The 20,124-nt window shown below is 69.0% G+C and carries 13 protein-coding genes and 2 pseudogenes; 7 read left to right on the top strand and 8 right to left on the bottom strand.

Annotated features, from left to right (window positions below):
* Window positions 1-69: 69 nt before the first annotated feature.
* The 3 genes from ACZ7JZ_RS35365 to ACZ7JZ_RS35355 form a co-directional block, all read right to left on the bottom strand.
* Complete coding sequence (locus ACZ7JZ_RS35365) at window positions 70-2,313, bottom strand: NACHT domain-containing protein (RefSeq protein ID WP_470947081.1); 2,244 nt, start codon at window positions 2,311-2,313, stop codon at window positions 70-72.
* A 306-nt stretch (window positions 2,314-2,619) separates the two neighbouring features.
* Window positions 2,620-3,069, bottom strand: a complete 450-nt coding sequence (locus tag ACZ7JZ_RS35360; RefSeq protein ID WP_470947078.1) for a hypothetical protein — start codon at window positions 3,067-3,069, stop codon at window positions 2,620-2,622.
* A gap of 577 nt (window positions 3,070-3,646) precedes the next feature.
* Complete coding sequence (locus ACZ7JZ_RS35355; RefSeq protein ID WP_470947075.1) at window positions 3,647-4,327, bottom strand: hypothetical protein; 681 nt, start codon at window positions 4,325-4,327, stop codon at window positions 3,647-3,649.
* A gap of 68 nt (window positions 4,328-4,395) precedes the next feature.
* On the opposite strand from ACZ7JZ_RS35355, the gene ACZ7JZ_RS35350 reads away from it, so the two are divergent.
* The 4 genes and pseudogenes from ACZ7JZ_RS35350 to ACZ7JZ_RS35335 all read left to right on the top strand — a co-directional run bounded on the left by ACZ7JZ_RS35350 (window position 4,396) and on the right by ACZ7JZ_RS35335 (window position 11,251).
* Window positions 4,396-4,701 carry a GNAT family N-acetyltransferase gene (locus ACZ7JZ_RS35350; RefSeq protein ID WP_470947084.1) on the top strand — a complete coding sequence of 102 codons (306 nt, stop codon included), beginning with the start codon at window positions 4,396-4,398 and terminating at the stop codon, window positions 4,699-4,701.
* 822 nt (window positions 4,702-5,523) lie between these two features.
* Window positions 5,524-7,914: pseudogene (locus tag ACZ7JZ_RS35345) on the top strand (Tn3 family transposase); the annotation flags it as partial.
* 128 nt (window positions 7,915-8,042) lie between these two features.
* Window positions 8,043-9,149, top strand: coding sequence for a tyrosine-type recombinase/integrase (locus tag ACZ7JZ_RS35340; RefSeq protein WP_451414097.1), 1,107 nt, complete (start codon window positions 8,043-8,045; stop codon window positions 9,147-9,149).
* A gap of 98 nt (window positions 9,150-9,247) precedes the next feature.
* The gene (locus tag ACZ7JZ_RS35335) at window positions 9,248-11,251 is read left to right on the top strand and encodes a tyrosine-type recombinase/integrase (protein WP_453205735.1); all 2,004 of its coding nucleotides are present in this window, start codon (window positions 9,248-9,250) and stop codon (window positions 11,249-11,251) included.
* 16 nt (window positions 11,252-11,267) lie between these two features.
* Here the strand turns inward: ACZ7JZ_RS35335 and ACZ7JZ_RS35330 are convergent, their stop codons facing one another.
* On the bottom strand, window positions 11,268-11,636 hold the full coding sequence (locus ACZ7JZ_RS35330) for a Tc toxin subunit A (RefSeq protein WP_338704124.1): 369 nt from the start codon (window positions 11,634-11,636) through the stop codon (window positions 11,268-11,270).
* Between the two features lie 277 nt (window positions 11,637-11,913).
* On the opposite strand from ACZ7JZ_RS35330, the pseudogene ACZ7JZ_RS35325 reads away from it, so the two are divergent.
* Window positions 11,914-12,660 (top strand): annotated as a pseudogene (locus ACZ7JZ_RS35325) (Tn3 family transposase); the annotation flags it as partial.
* Window positions 12,661-12,775: 115 nt separating this feature from the next.
* On the opposite strand, the gene ACZ7JZ_RS35320 reads toward ACZ7JZ_RS35325, so the two are convergent.
* The gene (locus tag ACZ7JZ_RS35320; protein WP_470947072.1) at window positions 12,776-13,237 is read right to left on the bottom strand and encodes a phage tail protein; all 462 of its coding nucleotides are present in this window, start codon (window positions 13,235-13,237) and stop codon (window positions 12,776-12,778) included.
* 341 nt (window positions 13,238-13,578) lie between these two features.
* On the opposite strand from ACZ7JZ_RS35320, the gene ACZ7JZ_RS35315 reads away from it, so the two are divergent.
* Window positions 13,579-14,622, top strand: a complete 1,044-nt coding sequence (locus ACZ7JZ_RS35315; protein ID WP_470947069.1) for a recombinase family protein — start codon at window positions 13,579-13,581, stop codon at window positions 14,620-14,622.
* 356 nt (window positions 14,623-14,978) lie between these two features.
* Here ACZ7JZ_RS35315 and ACZ7JZ_RS35310 read toward each other — a convergent pair whose 3' ends face one another.
* Together ACZ7JZ_RS35310 and ACZ7JZ_RS35305 are read right to left on the bottom strand one after the other, a co-directional pair.
* Window positions 14,979-17,645 (bottom strand): helicase associated domain-containing protein, encoded by a 2,667-nt coding sequence (locus ACZ7JZ_RS35310; protein ID WP_470947066.1) that lies wholly within the window; start codon window positions 17,643-17,645, stop codon window positions 14,979-14,981.
* Window positions 17,642-17,992: a hypothetical protein gene (locus tag ACZ7JZ_RS35305; protein WP_470947063.1), complete on the bottom strand. Its 351-nt coding sequence runs from the start codon at window positions 17,990-17,992 to the stop codon at window positions 17,642-17,644. The genes ACZ7JZ_RS35310 and ACZ7JZ_RS35305 overlap by 4 nt, the downstream gene beginning before the upstream one ends.
* 439 nt (window positions 17,993-18,431) lie before the next feature.
* On the opposite strand from ACZ7JZ_RS35305, the gene ACZ7JZ_RS35300 reads away from it, so the two are divergent.
* The gene (locus ACZ7JZ_RS35300; RefSeq protein ID WP_470947060.1) at window positions 18,432-18,839 is read left to right on the top strand and encodes a hypothetical protein; all 408 of its coding nucleotides are present in this window, start codon (window positions 18,432-18,434) and stop codon (window positions 18,837-18,839) included.
* Window positions 18,840-19,043: 204 nt separating this feature from the next.
* Here the strand turns inward: ACZ7JZ_RS35300 and ACZ7JZ_RS35295 are convergent, their stop codons facing one another.
* Window positions 19,044-19,391 (bottom strand): tail fiber domain-containing protein, encoded by a 348-nt coding sequence (locus ACZ7JZ_RS35295; RefSeq protein ID WP_470947058.1) that lies wholly within the window; start codon window positions 19,389-19,391, stop codon window positions 19,044-19,046.
* Between the last annotated feature and the right edge of the window lie 733 nt (window positions 19,392-20,124).

Raw genomic sequence — 20,124 nt, 5'->3', positions numbered from 1 at the left:
GATTGACGCCCGTCGAGTACGAAACCATCATGGCCCCTCACACAGCACTCGCTGCGTAAACCCCAACTGTCACCCGATCACGCAGCAGTCCCCTGAGTGCAGGGCCTGCCCTGCGAGGAACGGGTGGGTTTCCTGCGGGTGCCGGGGCGTGGCGAGGGTCGCGTTCTGCAACGCGGCATCAGTGGCCTGAAGCAACGCAACGGTTTCGCCGAAGAGGCGACCCGAGAGGAGCGCTGTTCCGACAGCAGTGAAGACGGCTGAGCTGTAAGGGTCCAGAGCGGGAGCACGGCTCAGCCTCAGCTGTGCCCTATCACCGAAGTGGATGCTTGCGCCGGTCATGGCCCGGCTTGTCTTGACGAGCAGCGGGCGCGCCAGCGTGGACGCGACGTCCTCAGCGTGCTGGCCGAACCGTCCGATCAGCGCCTGCCCTATGAGTGAACCGTCCGCTAGCTTCTTCATGATCCGTCGGGTGGTGTCCTCGTCGTGGGCCAGAGCGAGGACGTACTCGGCCAGGTCCCGGTGCCGAGGTTCATGCAGCTTGCGGACTAGGCTCTTGTTGTCGCCCCTGTGCTGGTCGACCAGAGCCTGCCCGGCGAGGAGGCGCTGGTAGAACTCATGAACGAAGCTGACGCGCTGGCGGGCGACTCTGACGAGAGGGCAGCGCAGAGCCTCGGCCAGAACCTCGGCGGAGACTCCCGGTGTGGCGGTGCTCTCCGCCTCGCCGATGGTCAGGGCAGCTGTGAGCTGCTGATCCATGGCCAGCGCCCAGCGTGCCAGTAGTCGGCGGACCTCGATGCGGTGCTCGGCCTGCGAGAGTCGCTCGCGTACGTACGAGTCGAGCAGCAGCGCCCGGCCGGCCCCGGGCTGTAGGTCACCTGCCCGACTGGCCGCCACCGACAGTTCCATCGGCGTGCTGAACGGCGAAAAGCGAAGGTCGTCTGGGTCCGCGCCGTACGCGCGGAGGATCGCCTCGCGCTCCTCGATGGTCGGCAGTTCGGCTTTGATCACCGCGCCCCCGAGCAGGCGAGGAGCTGTGACGGTGGGCTGGCCTGTCGTTACGACGGTCAGATCCTCGCGCAGACAGAGCGCGCCCAGCTGACGTTCGAGCCGGTCTCGCAGAGCAGGCGGGCACTCGTTGAGGCCATCCACGAGCAGAACGCAGTGGCGTCCCAGGGCACGGGCGGAACGCAGCAGCGGCAATGCTGGAGAGGTGGAGTACTCATCGAGGGAGTCGTCCAGGAGGGCCTGCAACCCGTCGTCGCCGTAAAGCCGCGCCTCGACGAAGACAGGGAACCAGGGGCCCTGGGAAAGGGCCAGGGCAGTGTGCCGGAGCAAGTGAGACTTGCCGGTACCGGATGGTCCGACCAGGTACACGTGCCTGCCCGGTTGCAGGTGGTTCGGGAACTCGGACGAGTCCAGCGTTTCGTTGTTCTGTGTGGAGAGGGTCAGAGGGACCATCTCGGGCAGGTCTCGGGAGAGATGCTCGGTTATCCGTCGCAGGTAGTCGTGCACATCCTGCTCGCGCGGGGTGGGTTGCAGTAGGCTGAGGTCGCCTCGCAGTTTCTCCAGGGTGAGGCGCGCGGCCGTGGGGGCGTAGCCGCCGACCAAGACCACGAGCTTGTTGAACATCGCTCCAGCCTCAGAAAGATCCCGGCCAGGCTGAGCGGCACGTAGCCGGTGCAGCGCGGCGGTGCGGTGTGTCGGGTTCGTACTCTGCAGGTCCAGCTGGACCACGCTCAGGGCGCGCAGCAGCCGCCAGGTGAGGTCCTCGGAATGGGCCGTGGCCGTGGCTGCTGCCGCCACCAGACCGTCCAGCTGTTCCAGCCGCCCACGCACGTCTCTGTTGAAACGCACAGCCACCACGCTTCGGAACTTCTCATCCGAGTGGACGCGGGCGAGGCCGCACAGAGTGTCGAGATCCTTGGCTTGCTGATGGGGTGCCGCTACGGCCAGTGCAAGCCGCCACTGCCCAGCGGCGACTTCTTCCGGGTACTTCTCCAGCATCTGGATAAAGGTGGCAATGAGCTTGATCGAGTCCCTATCGCTTTGCACCAGGTTCGGGTCCCGACGCACCGCAATGGAAACACGGTGCGTAACACCACGCGGGTCTAGTCCCTGCACCAAGAGGTCGTCGACAGGGCTCTCTGCAGCATCCTGGAACGACACCTCGACAGGCTCAACGTCGTCTCCGAGAACCGCGAGTGGCTCTCCAGTCAGAAGATGGGTGAGCAACACCGCGCCATAGGTGTGCTCCAACACAGTGCCGCCGCCGCCTGTGGAGTACGGGTTTGCCCCCGCCCTGTTGTCCCCCATGGCCTCAGGCTAACGACCGCCCCCGACAAATCCCTGATCGCAGACAAAGCGTCCCACAGCGTGGGATGCCGCTCCGCCACGAGGAGGGGGAACTCCGCAAGCTCCAATAGCCGGACCTACCAATATGGAACCGGCCGAACTCCAGCGCCTGGTGCTCGCCGCCGTCGACCCCTGCATCGACCGCACCGTGCTCGCCCGGCAGATTGTCTGTGAGGAAGTACAGCGCCGTGCCCTGGCCGACTTCGTGCAAGGGTGGGGCTCAGCGCCCGTAGGGGACTGAACTCGGCAGGCCCGCGGGCGGCGGGGCTACAGAGTTCCGAAGCCCCGCTCGGGGCGCGGGGGCGGGCCGGCCGCGATCTCGGCTTCAGCCTGCTGTACCTGCTTGGCCAGCCGTTCCCTGTTCTCGGCCACCAGCCGGCTCACCTTGTCCAGCGCTTCACGGCGCCACCGGGCCTGATTGTGCGCGGCCTCGGCGGCGCGTTCGCGCATCGCGGCGTCGGTCCGGGCGGCCTCCTCACCCGTGGCGGACAGGTCGTGGAAAAGGCGGGCGCCCCATCGCACCAGGGACGGCTCGGTATCCACGGTCGCGTCCACCAGCGCCCACACCTGCGCCTGCGCCTTGGCCGCTCGCTCGGCTGCGTCGACCAGAACGCCGAGGACGTCCTCGTCGACGCGAGCGAAGCACTGCCGGTCCGGGGCGGTGCCGTTGAGCTCGTCCAGCGCTGCTTCCAGCCGGTCCAGGAGCGTGTCGTCCATGCCCGACAGCATGGCGGCCCATCACGCGCCCTGTCAGCCACACCCTGATAGACCACCAGGATCACGATGCCGAACGTCGGCTGCTGTGGGAAGACCGGCCGAGCAGGCGGGCATACGGCACGGGCCCGGTCCCCCGACGGAGCGGAGGGCCGGGCCCGGCTCGTACGCGTAGCCGAAGACCGCCACGCGACTTCGCGGCTCCGGCACGCTCGCGGCTAGCTGGCCGTTCGCGCGCGGCACCGGGGCTCACCACCTGCTTGTCTTTGTCTCAGCCGTCTGCTGAACGGCCGGGTGAGCGTGACGCACGGGTGGGCTTCGGGACACGCTGCCACTTCTCCCGGGTCACAACTCCCGGGAGTCGGCCGCCTCCAGGCTCCTCACGCTGCGGCTGTGAAACCGCCATCCCTCACATCCCAGACGACCGCCAGCGTGGCCCGGCATCGCCCAGGCCGCAGCCAACCACGGCGCCGTCGCCCGCTGGCCACGCCACACTCACGAAACGGGGAAGACCACCCTGGCGAGCGACACCGGCCTACGCCGAAGCCCGCCGCGTCGAAACTGACCAGGAGCGGGGTGGTCAGGCCGGCTGGGCCTGGAGCACGGCGAGGGGAGAGCGCCGGCCCTTACCGACCGTGCGCAGCTGCGCCCAGTCGACCTCGGGGTGTGCCCCGGGCAGGTCGTCGACGTGGCCGGCGGCGAAGCGGGGGACGTTGACGGCACCGGCCTTGCTCGCACCGAACTGGACGCGGCCCCAGGAGACGGGAGCGATCCAGCCCAGGCGGCGCATCCACTCGAAATCGACCCGGCGCACGCCGAGGCGGGCGGCGGCCTGCTCCGGCCCGAGCGGCGCCTCACGGGCCAGCAGCTCGGCCAGGCCCTCCCGGGCGGCGACCTGGTCGACCTGGTCGGGGTTGAGGGAGCTGTACTTCCCGTTGGCACTGAGGTCGATCAGGAGGCCGAGCGCGATCAGCCGCCCCACCGCGTAGGAGGACACCGCCGGCGGCTCGCCGGGCTCGTTCGGCGTACCCAGCGCTTCCGCGATGCGGTTCGCCGCCTCGTACGGCGAGACCGCCTCGCGCGGCATCGCAGCCCGCACGGCCTCCGCGTCCATCGCCTCCACCGCCGACCGCGACCACGCGAAGCCGCGCACGTCCGGATCCGGGACCACACCCACGTGCCGCGCCCAGCGCAGCACCACGACCGTCGTGTGCAGCCGCTTCGCGGCCTGCGCCTCGTCGTACTCGGTTCGCTGAGCCATGGGGTTTCCTCGCTCTCGCTCGTTCGCCTTGAACCTTGGCGACAGAACATGACAGACCGCATGAAACGGTGTCAATAGCCTTTGAAATAACGCGAGTTGTGCCGATACGACTAGGACCGCGCCCACGTACGCGAGGGCGGAATCACTCTTCCGGCGGCCCCGGTGCTGTCCCCTCTGGGGCGCACGGAAGCGCCTTCGCGTTCACCACCGCAGGCCTGGACCGGGTGGAAGCCGTGCACCGTCCCGCCAACCCGGCCTCCTGCCGTGTCCTGATCAAGGCCGGGTTCACCCGCACCGGCACCACCGACCACCCCGCCGCCGACGGCACGGCCGTGCCGGACGAGACGTACGCGCTCCAACACCGGGCGAACTGAAGGCCCGGAGGTGATCTTCGTTTTGCCCAGGTCACCGGCCATGGGCAACCCTCTTTCGCAGCGTAGCCGCGGGACTTCTGCGGTTGGCGGCGCTCGTGGCCGGGTCGCCTCACCGCCCTTTGCGGAACTCACCGGTGAGGTCCGTGGTGAGGTTCCCGGTGACTTTGCCGGTGAGTTTCACGACGGGGCTGAACTGGTGAGGTTGGTAGTCGATCGGCTGGCTGCTGCCGTGCCGTTGACCTTCCGCCTGGGAGCCGGGCGGGCGCTTCGCCTGGGGCGGGGACCTTACTGGTGAGGTCGGCGGTGAAGCGTGGGTGAGGCCCGGTGTCGTCGATTCCTTGGCCGGCCCCGGGGAGGCCGCCTGTCTGACCGGTATCCCCTGGGGCCGTCTTGTTGTCCCCGGCCGCGGCCGGGGGGAGTGCCGCGGCCAGGGACTGGGTCCGATGGTGCCGTGTCGTCCGGCCGTGTGCAGGCTGGGGGCGTCCAGACGACGCAAACCACCGGGGTGAGGGTCAACGGTGGGGGTTCACATCGGGGTGAACAAGGGGGCGGACATAGGGGTGAACATGTGGGTGAACAAAGGGGGGAGCCATTTTCCGAAACCCACCGCATCGTGCCTGGTCAGGGCGTGGATTCCAGCTGGTGACTAGCCAGACTTGTAGGTAGGAGGGGTAGGGGAAGAGAGGGCTGGACCGGTCTTGAGTAGTAGCGGTACAGCGGTTAGCGCTAAGGCCCCGGCCCAGGTCAGCGGCGGGAAGTACTTGATCGCGGTTCGGTAAACCGCCCTCCTGCCTTGTAGTTGCCCGCGTACGGTCAGTGGCCGTGCCCGTTGAGTTCTTGACTGATGATCAGGCCGCGTCCTACGGCACCTTCAAGGAGGTGCCGACCCGACCTGAGCTGGAGCGATTCTTCTTCCTCGATGACGAGGACCGCCTGCTGATCTCGAAACGGCGGGGTGACCACAACCGCCTGGGCTTCGCCCTGCAGATCTGCACGGTCCGGTATCTGGGGGTGTTCCTGCCGGACCCGCTGGACGTGCCGTGGGCGGTGGTGGACTACCTGGCCGAGCAGCTGGGCACCGGGGACGCCTCGTGCGTGAAGCGGTACACCGAGCGGCAGATGACGCCGTACGAGCATGCCTGGGAGATCCGGGACGCCTACGGCTACCACGAGTACGAGGACCCCGTGTGGGGGCGGGAGTTCCGCACCTTCCTGCACGGCCGCGCCTGGACGCACGCCGAGGGGCCGGTGGCACTGTTCAACCACGCGGTGGCGTGGCTGCGACGCAACCGGGTGCTGCTGCCGGGGGTGAGCGTGCTGGCCCGGCAGGTCTCGGAGGCCCGGGCGGTGGCGGAGAAGCGGCTGTTCACCACGGTGTCCAGGGCCGCCCACCGGGCCGATCCGGCACTCGCGGCGGAGCTGGTGCGGCTGCTGGAGGTCCCGGACGGCGCGCGGATCTCGGAGCTGGAGCGGCTTCGCCGGCCGCCGACCCGCACGACGGGCACCGCGATGGCGCGGGCGCTGGACCGGGTGAACGAGATCTCCGCGTTCCAGCTCGGGCGGGTGAACCTGACACGGGTACCGGTGAACCGGCTCTCCACGCTGGCCCGCTACGGCCTCGCCTCGAAGGCCCAGACGCTGGAGCGGACCGTGGAGCCCAAGCGGACAGCGCTGCTGACCGCGGTGGTGCGAAGCCTGGAGGCCGCGGCGATCGACGACGCGCTGGACCTGTTCGCGCTGCTGATGGCGACCCGGCTTATCGGCCCGTCCAAGCGGGCCTCGGACCGGGAGCGGCTGGTGATGCTGCCTCACCTGGAGAAGGCCTCGCGGACCCTGGCCAAGGCCGCCCGGGTGCTGGTCGGGCAGCTGGAGCTGACCGAGGAGGCCGGCGCCGACCTGGACGTGGCCGCGCTGTGGCGGGCGGTGGAGGAGGTCGCCTCCCGCGCTGCGGTGAACAACGCGGTGCGGGTGGTCGAGCAGCTGGTGCCCGAGGACGACGGGTCGGCGGAGATCGCGCTTCGCCAGCAGCTGACCGGCCGCTACAACACGGTGCGGCCGTTCCTGGCACTGCTGGGCGAGAGCGACGCGCTGGGCGCCGCGCAGGGCGGCCGGCGGGTGCTGAAGGCGGTGCGCAAGCTGCCGGTGCTCTCCCGGCGCAAGGTCGCCCAGCGCCCGCTGCTGCCCAAGGAGATCGACGCCGAGCTGGTGCCGCCCGCGTGGAAGAAGGCGGTGTACTCCAACACCGCGCTGCCCGAGGGCGCGGTGGACCGGGACGCCTACGTGGTGTGCGTGCTGGAGCAGTTGCACCGCGCGCTGACCCGCCGCGACGTCTTCGCCTCGCCGTCGAACCGCTGGTCGGACCCGCGGGCCCGGCTGCTGGACGGCGCCCGGTGGGAGGCTGTGCGTGACGACGTGCTGGCTGGCCTGAGTCTGCAGCAGAGCGTGGACGAGCACCTGGAGGGCCTGACCCGGGGCCTGGACGCGGCGTGGCGGCAGATGGCCGCGCGGCTGGAGGAGGCGGGGCCGGCGGCGAAGGTGGAGATCGTGGTGCCGCCGGACGGCGGCCGCGCCCGCCTGAGCGTGGACAAGCTCGGGGCGCTCGGCGAGAGCGAGTCGCTGCGGTGGCTGCGCAAGACCACGCTGGCGATGCTGCCGCGCATCGACCTGCCGGACCTGCTGTTCGAGGTGCACTCCTGGACCGGGTTCCTGGACGCCTTCACCCACGTGTCCACCAGCGCGACCCGGATGGAGGGCCTGCCGATCAGCCTGGTGGCGCTGCTGGTCTCGGAGAGCTGCAACATCGGGCTGACCCCGGTGACCAACCCGGTCTACCCGGAGCTGACTCGCGACCGGCTCTCCCACGTCGACCAGAACTACCTGCGGGTCGACACGATCGCCGCGGCGAACGCGTCGCTGATCGCCGCGCAGGCCAAGGTGCCGCTCGCGCATGCCTGGGGCGGGGGTCTGCTGGCCTCGGTCGACGGGCTGCGGTTCGTGGTGCCCAAGCGGAGCATCAACTCGGCGCCCTCACCCAAGTACTTTGGCCAGAAGAGGGGTCTGACCTGGCTCAACGCACTGAATGACCAGGTCTCGGGGATCGGCGCGATGCTGGTGCCCGGCACCCCGCGCGACTCCCTGTTCATCCTGGACACCCTGCTGAACCTGGACGGCGGCGTGCGCCCGGAGATGGTGGCGACCGACAACGCCTCGTATTTAGTTACATGGACACCTCGCCTCTCGTTGAGGGTCGGGGGCGGCCGGCTGGGCCGTCGAGTGCGACGGCGGCGGAGGCTTCCATGCGGGTACGCGAGGGCCGGGAGAATGGGTCACTGCGCGTCGAGTTGCTCGACGACAGCGGCGAGCCGGTCGAAGTGGTCTGCGGCTTCCTGCGGTTCCTTGCGGCGCGGGACTGCTCGCCGAACACGCTGGTCTCCTACGCCTACGACCTGCGGCACCTGTGGCTCTTCTTCGCCGGCAGCGGGCTGAGCTGGGAGCGCTTCGGCCCTCCGGACTCGATCGCGCTGCTGAAGTACCTGCGGTCGGTACCGTCCCGGCGTCCGCGTCGGCGGATGACCCTGTCGGTGGTGACCGTGGACGCCGACGGGCCGGCGACCAAGCTCGCGGCGAGCACGGTGAACCGGATCCTGGCGGCGGTGTCCTCGTTCTATGAGTACGCGATCCTGTCGGGGCTGCTGGAGCGGGCCAACCCTTTGGAGAAGCGGCAGGACCCGGCGCTCACCCGGGTCTCCGAGCGGCACCGCCCTTTCATGGGCCGGGCCAGCCGCCAGCGACCTGTCCGCCGGGCCGTGCGCGTCAAGACCGTGCAGCGGGTGCCCCGCCCCCTGTCTGATGACCAGGTCCAGGCCCTGCTTGCACAGCTTCGGGGCCTGCGTGACAAGGCGATCGTCCTGCTGATGCTCCATGGCGGCCTGCGGCCCGGCGAAGTCCTCAGCCTGCACCTGGACGACCTGGCCTACGGCCGACGGCGGGTGACGGTCCGTCACCGTGACGACCATCCCAAGGGCGCCCGGTCGAAGTCGCGCTACGAACGGGTCGTCGACCTGCACGAGGCCGAGACCCTGGCCACGGTCAGCGCCTACGTGATGGGAGAGCGTCCCGCCGACGCCGACAGCCGGCTGGTGTTCCTGATCGGCGGGCGCGGCACCAGCCGGCTGGAGGCGTTGAGCTACGACGGCCTGGTGCGGATGTTCTCCCGGGCCTGCACGCGGGCCGGGATCCGCGAGCCATGGGTGACCCCGCACGCCCTACGCCACACCCACGCGACCAGCATGTGGGAGGGCGGCATGCGGGAACTGACGCTGCAGAAGCGACTCGGTCACGCCTCTCCCGAATCGACACGTATCTACACCCGGGTCTCCGACCCGGCCGTCGTCACCGACTACCACAAGGCACTCGACCAGCTCGGCCGCGGCGGAGCCGACACGTGAGGGCCGGAACAGTCTCCACCGCAGCCCAGCTCGCGGTGCCCCCGCAGCGCGTTTGGCGCCTGGCGAGGCACTGCCCCGAGGCCGACTACCTCGCGTTCGTGGACGGGCAGGACATCCACCCGGGCTACCGCGGCGCCAAGCTGCGGCACTACCGCGTGTTCATGCAGCGCTGGCCGAACATGACCGACTGGTTCGCCGCCCCACTGGTGGAACGGGTCGGCCGACTGCCTGGCGAACCGCACACGGCACCGTCCTTCCCGGTCTCCTTCCGGGCCCGCCCCTACCTGCTGTTCCTCGCCCTGCGTGGGCACATCGCGTTCGACTACCCGTGGATGCTGGGCGCCGGGCAGCTGCGGGTCATCGACCCGGCCGCCGAGATGGGCATCGACTTGGGCACCGGCGCCCTGATCGAGGAAGCCATCGCGCTCGGATACGCCGCAGGCTCGGCCAGGCAGGCGATGAACTGGACGGTCAGCCGGATCGCCCTGCACGCCGGCCTGTCGCGCGCCGAGGACATCACCGAGGAGCACATCGCCGAAGCGCTCGAAGGCGTCCGGCTGTTCAGCGAACGCGAGGACCTGCACCGCTTCTACCCGTCGGCGCAGAGCTACCGCGACAACGCCTCCAAGCAGTGGGTGACCCATCTGCACCAGTTGCAGGTCGTGCTGTTCCACCGCGGCCAGGTGGCCGCCCAGCCGCGCAAGCTGATGCCGTCGTGGAAGCCGCCGATGGACCTGCCGCCGCGCATGCTGGCGGTCGCCCAGAAATGGCTGGCGGCCCGCAAACTGACCGACGCTCCGTCGACGGTGGACAAGCTGGAGCTCGCCGTGCGCGTGTTCGGCGTCTGGCTCGGCGAGAACCATCCCGAGATCACCACCTTCGCCGATGTCACCAGGGAGCACTGCCTCGGCTGGATCGGCCACATCGCCCAGGCCCCGACGGAGAGGACCGGTAAGCCGCTGGGCGTGATGTCGCGGATCCAGCGGATCTCCGGACTCTCCCAGTTCTTCCGCGACACCGCCGTCTGGCAGTACGCCAACGTGCCCGGCCACACCCTCATCGGCGCGGGCGACGCACCCAAGTACCCCCAGAAGGTGCCCCGCTTCATCCCCGACCACGAACTCGACAAGCTGATGCCGGCCATCGAGGCGCTCGACTGCCCATTCCAACGCGCCGCCCTACTAGTGGCCCGCTGGTCCGGAGCCCGCCGCACCGAGATCCAGCGCCTACCGATCGACTGCCTGGACCGCTACCCCGACGGCACCCCGCGGCTGCGGCTGTCGGGACGCAAGACCTACCGCGAGCGGGTCGTCCCGCTGCACGAGGACGCCGCCACCGCCCTGCAGACCGTCATCGATCTGCGGAAGAACGCGCCCGAGCGTCCGTTCACCGACGAGCGCACCGGCGAGGAGATCCGCTACCTGTTCATGAGCCACGGCAAGCTGCTGTCGACCTATTACCTGTTTGAGACGCCGATCCAGGACGCCTGCAGAGCTGCCGGACTGGTCCGTCCGGGCGGTCGCGGCGGTACCGGACGCGGAACCGTCTCCGCCCACCGGTTCCGCCACACGGTCGGGACCCAACTCTCTGAACGTGGTGCGAAGCTGCACACCATCATGAAGGTGCTTGGGCACACCTCAGTGAGCATGGCACTCGTCTACGCGCAGGTCAGCGACCAGGAAGTGCTGCGTGACTACCGCGCGGTCCTCGGCCCCGGCGCGACAATCGCCGGGCCGGCCGCTGAGGAGCTGAGAACGGGCGCGCTGCCGGACACCTCGATCGACTGGCTCAAGACCAACTTCTTCAAGACCGAGCTCGAACTCGGCCGGTGCCTACGTCTGCCTGCCGAGGGCCCCTGCGAGTGCGACCTCTACCTGGCGTGCGCCAAGTTCGTCACCACACCCGACTATGCACCACGGCTACGGACGCGCCGCCGAGTCGAGCAGACCCTCGCCCTGGACGCAGCCCAGCGCGGCTGGGACCGGGAAGTCGAACGACACCGCTGCACCAGCCAGCGCATCGAGAAGCTGCTGGCCGACCTCAACGAACCCTTCGAGGATCCGAACGCACCCGAGGTCGATCAACTTGAATCCTCTCTCTAGACCCCGCCCTCAGCGATTACTCCCCAGCTCGCTCCCGTGCCTGTTCCAGAAGCACACCCATGTGCGAGACCTCGTCCGGCTCCAGCTGCTCAGCTGCTGCGGGCGTGTCCAGGATGAGCTGGATCCCGTCCGCGACAACCTTGGCGGCTGCCGGATCGGAGGCGGTGTCGTCCGGCAGCACGATCCCAGTCAGATTGGGCCGGTCACCCTCGGCCAGCGCACTGGCATCGGCCTGAACAGCAGCCCCCCTGGTCTGGGCGAACTGGAGGAGTTCGATCAGATAAGCGGCCGGCGAAGTGGTCGCCTCGATGGCACCGGGTAGTGCGTTGGAGTCCCAGCTCGGGCTGAACTGGCTCTCGAAGGTCGGGCCCTCAACGAGTCCCACGGGATGCCTCCAGAAGTATGTGCGCTGACTGCGCGAGTATCCCGAACCCTCGCCGCCCTGGGCGGCACTTCCGCGAAACCGATGCCCTTCGTGTCGGGGTACAGGTTCATTGGCACAGCCGGATGCAGTCTGACGTGCCCAGTGGCCCCAGCCCAGTGCTCAGTCGCAGGCCGTCACAGTCAGCGGCCAGCTGTGAACCACTGGTCGACTTGAACAGACTCTCTGACGCCCTAAACGACAAACCGAAGGATGATCGACTTGAACTGTCCACATAAACTCCGACATGGTCTTCGGGATCTTCAAGATGCTGGGCTTCCGCTTCGCGCCGCGCTTTCGCGACCTGGCCGACCAGCGGTTCTGGCGCGCCGACATACCCGGCGAGCAACCGGCGGCCGGCTACGGGCCGCTGGAGGCCATCGCCCGCAACAAGGTCAACCTGCGCAAGGTCCGCGAGCAGTGGCCCGACATGCTGCGCGTGGCCGGGTCGCTGATCACCAACCAGGTCCGCGCCTACGACCTGCTGCGGATGTTCGGCCGCGAGGGCCACCCCACCCCGCTGGGCCAGGCGTTCGCCGAGTACGGCCGGATCGAGAAGACCTTCCACCTCTTCGACCTGGTCGACCCGGTGGACGACACCTACCGGCGCCGGATGAACCGCCAGCTCACCGTCCAGGAGTCCCGCCACACCCTGGCCCGCGCCATCTGCCACGGCAAGCGCGGCCACATCCAGCAGGCGTACAAGGACGGCCAGGAAGACCAGCTGGCCAGCCTCGGACTCGTACTCAACGCCGTGGTGCTGTGGAACACCCGCTACCTGGACGCCGCCGTCGAAACGCTGCGGGCCCTGCCCGCCGGCCAGCGCGAGCACGACGTCCTGGACGAGGACGTAGCCCGCCTGTCCCCGCTCAAGGCCGGCCATCTCAACGTGCTCGGTCGCTACGCCTTCACTCCCTCCCAGCCCGAGGGGGCGCTGCGTCCGCTGCGCGACCCGGCCGCGGCGAACGACGACCAGAGCGAGGAGTAGCCCCGGCCGACCGGGTGCGCCAGTGCCCCTCCCCGCCCCGCGCAGAGAATCCTGCGGCGGCCTTCACGGCGAGGAGGAGGACCAGGTCGAGCGGCTTGTGCCGTGGCGGCGACGGTCAGGAGAACTTGACGTTGACCGACTTGGCGAGCAGGGACACCTCGTCAATCGTCGCCTCGCCGGTGGAACCGTCCTTCAGGTTCGGCGAGGTCACCGACACCGGGAACACGCCGGTGAGGGTCCACTGGATGAACGTCTCGGTGCCGTCCTCGTTCGTGAGGGTGATCGTGCAGTCCTTCTTCTCGACCATGTTCGCGGCGACCGTGGAGATCCAGTCGAACAGTGGGCTGCCCTTCGGGATGAGGCCCTTGCGCAGGGTGACGTTGGTGCCGTCGACCTGGCCGGGCATCTGGTACCAGCCGCCCATGCCGTCCTTGTACTCGATCGTCTGGTGCGTGATGTTGAGGCCAGAGACGTTTCCGAAAGTTGCGTCGGTCTTGCCGTCGCCGTCGATGTCCAGCACGAACCGGTAAGTCGGGACCGGATACTCCGTGTTCGCGTAGGTGATGCTCTCTGCCATTGCTGTGCTCCTGCCAGTAGAGGGGATGCCTCGGACATGATCGCGAAGCGGGAACGGTCCCGCAGGAGAACGCCGAAAGATCACCCGGGCCATGTACTCAGCTGGTCTTCGGCCTCGGGGATCAGCGGAACCGTGGTTATCGGCGAGAACGATCATGGTCGCCTGATTGCCGCTTCGCGTCGCCGAGCGTGATGTATGTGACGGTGTGTCACTCGCAGAAATGATCAGATGTGCGAGTTCTGCGAGAGGCCCGGACCGTGTCCGATTCGCCCCGGTCCGCTCTCGCAGAAAACCTCTCAGAACTCCGCACTTCTGCGAAGCACTTCTGAGAGACTTCCGCCATGGATCTGACGCCCGATCGGGCAGCATCTGCGGTGGAACGACACGAATGCCCGAAGTGTGAGGCTGCGCCCGGCAGTCCGTGCCGGACCCTCGGCGGGAAGACCGCCTCGAAGTACCACACGCCGCGCTTCATCCTCGTACCCGCGCTGCGCGAGGACCTCGAAGTCCTCGTCCCCGCCGACCGCGGCCCGGGCCGGACCTGGCAGCCGGGCCCGGCGCTCGCCGTCGCCCCCGAGCCCGCCGCCGAGAGCCGGCCCGTGCGGATCGGGTACGCCCGCACGTCCATGGTCAGCCAGGAGCTCGCCAGCCAGATCGAGGCCCTGGAGGCAGCGGGCTGCACGAAGATCTTCCGGGAGAAGATCAGCACCCGCGTCAAGCACCGCCCCGAAATGGCCGCAGCCCTCAAGCTCGCCGCCGAGTTCAAGGAGGCCGCGCCCGACCAGGTCGTCATCCTGACCGTCCACGAGATGAAGCGCCTGGCCCGCAACGCCGCCGAGCTGATGCAGCTCTCCGCCGACCTGGAGGGCGCCGGCATCCTGCTCGAACTCCTCACCGGACCGCTCACCGGCGTCTACGACCCCAACGGGATGGGCTCGATGCTCTTCGCCGTGCTGGCCGTCGCCGCCCAGCTCGACCGCAACTACATCCGGGAGAAGACCCTGGAGGGGCAGCAGACCGCCGCCCGCAAGGGCAACCACGGCGGCCGGCCCAAGGTCATCGACGACGACATGCTGACCTTCGCCGTCGCGCTCAAGGACAAGGGCACCCCGGTGCCCGAGATCGCCAAGAAGCTGGTCATCAAGACCGGCAAGAACGCTGGCGAGCACCCGTCGGTGGCCTCGGTGTACCGGGCGCTCGCCGACGCCGAGGAGGCCGCCGCGCTCGCTGCGGTGGACGACGGCCTGCCGCTGCGGCCCAAGCCTGTACGCATCCGCCGGTCCGGTGACCCGCTCACTCCCGAGGAGATCGACCTGCGCGAGCGCCTGGTCGCCCAGCGCGCCGAGTTGACCGCCGCAGACCACGAGGAAGAAGCCAGTCGGTGATCCCTGCAGATACGAGGAAGATCATTCCTTAGCGCTAATGGCTGCACCGCTACTACTCAAGACCGTGGACGGGAGGGACGGGGAGAGGGCAAGAGGGGAGGGCGAGGGAGCGGAGAAGGAGGGGCGGAGGGGGTGCGGGAAGGCAAGGAGAGCGAGGGGGAGAGGGGAAGAGGGGAAGAGGGGAAGAGGGGAAGAGGGGAAGAGGGGGTGGGGGGTGGGGGCGGTGAGGATGCCGGTGAGGGCGGGTCCGGCCGCCCAACCCCGCTGCCGGAAGGCACGGCGGAGGCCCCGGGTCACGACGTCCCGGGGCCTCCACTTCGCTGACCTACCAGCTCAACGACGAGCCGGACGGCCTGTCACGCCCAGTCCACGCCCAGCTTCGCGAGCGAGGCGAGCTGGTCGGCGGTGAGCTTGTCGCGCCGGCTCTTGGTGTTGGAGACCCACACACCCAGCTTCACCACCACCGGCTCGGCCTCGCCCTCGACCTCGATCTCCTCGCCGTGGGCGCGGGGGACCGGGCGGTGGGCGCCTTCCCGCTCGACCCACTGGGTGAGGGCTGCCAGGCCCCGCTGGAACGCCTGCTGCGCCTTGCTCGGCCCCTTCGTCCCGCGACTGGCCGCAGGGGCGGGAGCGGGCGCCTGGTCGGGCTGCACGCCCAGGACGGTCAGCCGTTCCTGCTGCTCGGGCAGCAGCCGCGCCCAGTTGGTCGACTGCTTCTGCTGCTGGAGCCACCGGCCGACGTCGTCGCCGTCGAAGACGACGCCCGGCGCGATGTGGGGCAGGACGCCGTCGGCGTCGACCAGGTCTGCCAGGATCCGGTAGTGGCGCTGCCAGTCCAGCGGCCAGGGGCAGTTCCAGTCCTCGTCGATCGCGGTCAGCTGCGCTGCGCGCTCCGCTGCCCGGTCCGGGTCCTTCCCCAGGCCGTTCTTCGCGCCCTTGCGCCGGAGGTTGGCCATGTACTGCCCGATGGGTACCGTCTCGTCGTCCTCGCCCCACATGGCGTCCTGTCGGGGTGCGAGGTGTCCGGTGGCCCGTCGGTAGGAGCGGAGTACGGCGAGCTTGTTCTCCCAGGCTTCCTCGCCGGGTTCCCACACCATCCCGGCTTCCGCGGCGTCCAGGAGGGCCTTGCGTCGGTCCTCGAGTTCGCCGGCGCGCAGGTTCTTGCGCTGCTGGTGCACCCACCGCCCGAGCGGGAACGCCTTGGTGACGCCGACCTGGACCTCGGTGTCGTACGGGACGGCGTACAGGCCGGTGATCCCGTTCTCGGCCCGCCACCGCAGCAGGGCCTGGTAGCCCTCCAGCCACACCAGGGATTCGGGTCGGTAGACCCGCGTACGGAGGAAGGCCGCGATGGTCGCGGCGTCGCGCGGGCTGGAGAAGTGGAGCAGCGCCGACTCGGCTGCGGCGTCGGTGCCGTCCTCCTGGTCCTCGCCGTCGCCCGCGCCGCCGGCCCCGACGATCTGCCCGTGCTCGTCGCGCCGGAGGTGGGTCTTGCGTTTGCCGTGGGTGAGGGCGCGGGAGGCGAGCTGCTCGACGAGGCGCTCGTCGTGGCTGCGCAGGCCTTGGAGGACGGCTACCAGGGGGCGGTAGCTCGCGGAGGCCACCATGTCCTTGGGGTCCTCGCCCGGGTCCAGGAAGACGGGCACGATGATGCGGGCGATCTTCGTGGTGCCGTCCTTGTTGAGGCGGAGTGCGCGGCCGATGTTCTGGACGATCTCAACCTGGGAGCCGCGGGTATCGGCGAAGCAGATCGCCTCCACACCCCGCTCGCCGGTGATGTCCACGCCCTCGCCCAAGACCCGCACGGACGCGAGGAACGCGCGGTGTACGCGCCGGTTGTCGGCGTCGATGCCGTTGGCGAACTGGCGCAGGACCTCGCGGCGCTCGGTGACGAGGTGGTCCCCGCAGAGCCACGCCGACCACACCCGGTCCGGCGGGACGTGGCGGCCGGTCTCCAGCTCGTAGAACTCGGCGTCGATCGAAGACTTCGGCAGCTTCTCCGCGGCCGCGAGATCGGCGTCGGAGGCGTCGGTGACGTAGAGCTCGGCCGCCGTCTCGGGCAGCTTCTCGGCGAACGCGGCCGCCTCCTCCACCTTCTGGTGGAACGTCATGACCGTACGGAGGTTGTACGCCGCGGCGTGCTCCAGGAGCGCGGCCTGCAGCAGTGCCAGGCGCCGGCCCCGCTGCGCCTCCTCGGACTCACCCAGGACGGGGGAGGGGTCGCGGATCTCCAGCACGTCGATCTCGAACCCGGCGAGGATCCCCCGCTCGATGCTCTCGCTCAGTCCCAGCTCGGCGAGCCAGGCGCCGTAGGTGCCGTCCGGGTCGTCGGCCATGCTCGCGATCTCCACCTCCTCGCCCCCGGCCCCCTTTTGCGGCCGGGCGGCAGCCAGGATGCGCGGGGTCGCGGTGAGGTAGAGCCGGTAGTCGGCGGGGATCCGTGCGTTGTCGTGGATCGCGGCCCACGGGCGGCCGAGGTCGCCGGCGGTGCCGTGGGCCTCGTCGACGATCGCGAGGTCGAAGCCCGCCATCTGCTGTCCGTACAGGCGTTCCCCGCCCGCCAGAGCGGCCTCCAGCGGCCCGCGAACCTTCCGCTGGCCCTCGGGTGCGTCGATGTCCTCGCGGTCCACCAGGGAGGCGTACGTGGCGAACACGACGACCGGCCCCGAGGCAGCCCACAGTGCGAGCTGGATCGGGTTGGTGGTGGTGCGCACCCCCAGTTCGTCCAGTACGGGGTCGTTGTCCAGGGAGCAGACGGCGATCATCGGGTTCCGGTGGCCGACCAGGCGCCAGGCGTGGGCGGTCTGGGCGAGGAGGTCGAGGGTGGGGACGGTGACGAGGATCCGGCCGCCGGGGAAGGAGTCCAGCGCGCAGGCGGCGGCTGTGATCGTTTTGCCGGATCCGGTTGCGGACACGATGGTGGCCCGGGCGCCCTGCGGGGGCACGGGTGGCTTTGCAGGGAATCCGACCCATTTCCGGAACGCGGATTTCTGGTCTGCCTGGTGTTCCCGGAGCTGGATCAAAAGAATTCTCCCGGTTCGGGGAGGACCTGCTCGACGGAGATGATCCGGTATTCGTCGTCGTGGTAGGGGCTGCCGGGCCGGCTGAGCATGGAGTGGGCGTGCTCGACGGCCGCGCCGGCGGAGGCCGCGAAGACGTGCCGGACCGTGGCTTCTTCCTCTGCGGGGGCGGTGGTCGTCCGGGCGGTGATGCGGTAGACGCGGTGCCGCAGCACCTCCAGCGGCAGTCCGTCCTGCGACTGTTCGCTCCAGGCAGCCTCGGTTGCCTTGCGCTGCATACGCAGCTCTTCCCTGCGGGCTACTCGACCGTCCTCGTCCGGCGAGTACACGGTCATCTGCTGCTTCGTCATGACCCGTACGATCCGGGCCCATTCGAGCCGCTGGCACACGGCGATGTCCAGCCCGGTTGGCTTCCGCGGCTCCTGGGGTCCAGCAAGCGTCGGCTTTTCACGCTCCCGGGCGGCCCTGTGCTGCTCCTCCACTTTGCTCAAGTGGAGTCCGGTGGCCCGCCTGACCACAGAAATCTGCGCCAACTCGTCCGGATGGTATTCATAGACAGGCATCCAGTGCACCGATCCAGAGTATCTGCCGTATGCATTACGTTTCTGCCAATGGTACATGCTGCGGCAATATGATGCACTCGTTAGTTTCCTGCCCAGCCGTGTCAGGGGGTCCTGTCCCGCTCCACGAGGATGCGGGTGGATATGCGGGAAGTTTGGGTGATTTGCCTCCATCGATGCTGCGAGGCCGTTAGCTTGATCATTCACCGACAGTGGAAGAGGGTTGATCATGGCCAGGAAGAAGACCGAGGGCGATCCAGGTCTGCCCGAGACCCAAGCTGACCACGCCGCGAGCGACAACGGGAAGCAGCCCGCGTTGGGGGGTGCAGGCCTGGCATTGACCGCCGCGCCGCAGACGCCTGCTGCTGCACTTGCTCGCGAGGAGCTCCTGAAGGCGATCGCGAGCGAAGCCGCCGCGATTGGCGCGGCTAAGGACAAGGGCAAGTCGTCCGTCGAGTTGGAGACGCTCGCCCGCGCCTACACCCTCGTCACCGCAGGCCGCCCGTATCAGGCCGTCAACAGTCCGGGGGACGGGAGCAGGCCTCTGGGAGACGCGAAAGAGGATGTGACCAATGGGGAGGGCGGTGAGAAAGCCGAGGGGCGTGGCCTCCAGGCGATCGTCAACTACAGCAGGTGAACACCATCCTTGGAACGGTCTGGAGACCCTCGCCCGCGCCTGAGGGTGGGAGCGGAGTGGACAGCCCGGCAGGCCGCAAGCCTGGTCCCGGAGGTACGGGTTGGTTGCGGCCTGGGTACGGCGGTCGCCCGAGGGTCGACTTCGGGTTGCCGACGGGGGCTTCGGCTCTCTACCGCGAAGAGCTCAGGTGATGCGGCTTGGGGCTCAGCTCGTCGGGGCGGAGTGTTTGGTGGTGTGTTGAGAGAGGGTGGCCAGGTGTGATCGGAGTTGTGTGACCTCTTGTTGGAGGTCTGTGACGAGTTGATGGAGTGCTTGGATCGCGACGATCGTGACGCCGTTTGTGTCGATGAAGTCGATTGCGGTGTCGGTATCTCCCAGGCCGAAGGCTGCGTGCCAGTCCTGTGCCATGGGTCCAAGGTGGCGGATGTGTTCGGGGTCCCATGTGTAGCGCCAGCTGCTTACAGGCAAGGCTGTGAGGGTTTCGAGTACGGCGAATCCGTTGAACTGATGCCCGGGGTCGCTTTCGCCGGGGGAGCCGGGTTGCGTGGTCATCGGCTCCAGTCCACACCCACGACGTCTGTCTTCAGGTGCCGGTCGGAGGGGCCTGAACCCACATTCCTCATTTGCCACCGTGCATCGTTGCCTTCGGTGCGGAGGTCGTAGTAGGCGAGGATTTGGCCTTGCTTGTCTCGCAATTCCAGCTGCGCCGGGTAGTCGACTCCGTGGGGCCAGGTGACGTGGCGAGGGAGGTCGGGTTCACCGTTCTGCTGGGGGTCTGACGGTGCGTTGCTTGCCGTGGACATGGCTGGTCCTTTTGTTGAGTGGTTGAGGCGTGTCCACCCTGACCTGGGACTTGGGCCGGTCTCCAGCGAGGTCCAGGGTGGTTCGCCCTTACGAGTCCCAGGTGGTGCACTCGGCGCAATGGGGAAACCTTTGCTCTGCTGCCAGCTGCCCACGGAGCGGGCTGGTCCTGGAGGCGGAGCCGGAAGGATCTCGGGGTGGGGGGAGCGGAGCGGACCCACCCCAACAGGCCGAAGGCCTGGACCCCGTGAAACGGGGTCACCTTCCGCGCGGAGCGCGGGAGCTCTGGAGGCCGGCGAAGCCGGCCCGCTCTGGTGGAGTGCAGCGGAGCCAGAGCCAGTCCGGAGCGAAGCGCAGGACTCCGGCCCGAAGGGCCAGGCCATGGCTCGGAGCGAAGCGGAGAGCTGGGCCCGAAGGGCCCCGGCCGAGCGCAGCGAGGCCGTTCAGTCCTGAGCGCGCAGCGCTCAGGAACCCGCTCCGCGGG

The organism is Streptomyces sp. NPDC038213, assembly GCF_055600495.1.
The sequence above is the reverse complement of the archived record's forward strand: the minus strand, read 5'-3'. Positions and strand labels throughout refer to the sequence as shown.

Excerpts from the sequence above, each read along its gene's own strand:
- ACZ7JZ_RS35365 (WP_470947081.1), bottom strand. The coding sequence starts at position 2,313 with ATGGGGGACAACAGGGCGGGGGCAAACCCGTACTCCACAGGCGGCGGC.
- ACZ7JZ_RS35360 (WP_470947078.1), bottom strand. The coding sequence starts at position 3,069 with ATGGACGACACGCTCCTGGACCGGCTGGAAGCAGCGCTGGACGAGCTC.
- ACZ7JZ_RS35355 (WP_470947075.1), bottom strand. The coding sequence starts at position 4,327 with ATGGCTCAGCGAACCGAGTACGACGAGGCGCAGGCCGCGAAGCGGCTG.
- ACZ7JZ_RS35320 (WP_470947072.1), bottom strand. The coding sequence starts at position 13,237 with ATGGCAGAGAGCATCACCTACGCGAACACGGAGTATCCGGTCCCGACT.
- ACZ7JZ_RS35315 (WP_470947069.1), top strand. The coding sequence starts at position 13,579 with ATGGATCTGACGCCCGATCGGGCAGCATCTGCGGTGGAACGACACGAA.
- ACZ7JZ_RS35305 (WP_470947063.1), bottom strand. The coding sequence starts at position 17,992 with ATGACGAAGCAGCAGATGACCGTGTACTCGCCGGACGAGGACGGTCGA.
- ACZ7JZ_RS35300 (WP_470947060.1), top strand. The coding sequence starts at position 18,432 with ATGGCCAGGAAGAAGACCGAGGGCGATCCAGGTCTGCCCGAGACCCAA.
- ACZ7JZ_RS35295 (WP_470947058.1), bottom strand. The coding sequence starts at position 19,391 with ATGACCACGCAACCCGGCTCCCCCGGCGAAAGCGACCCCGGGCATCAG.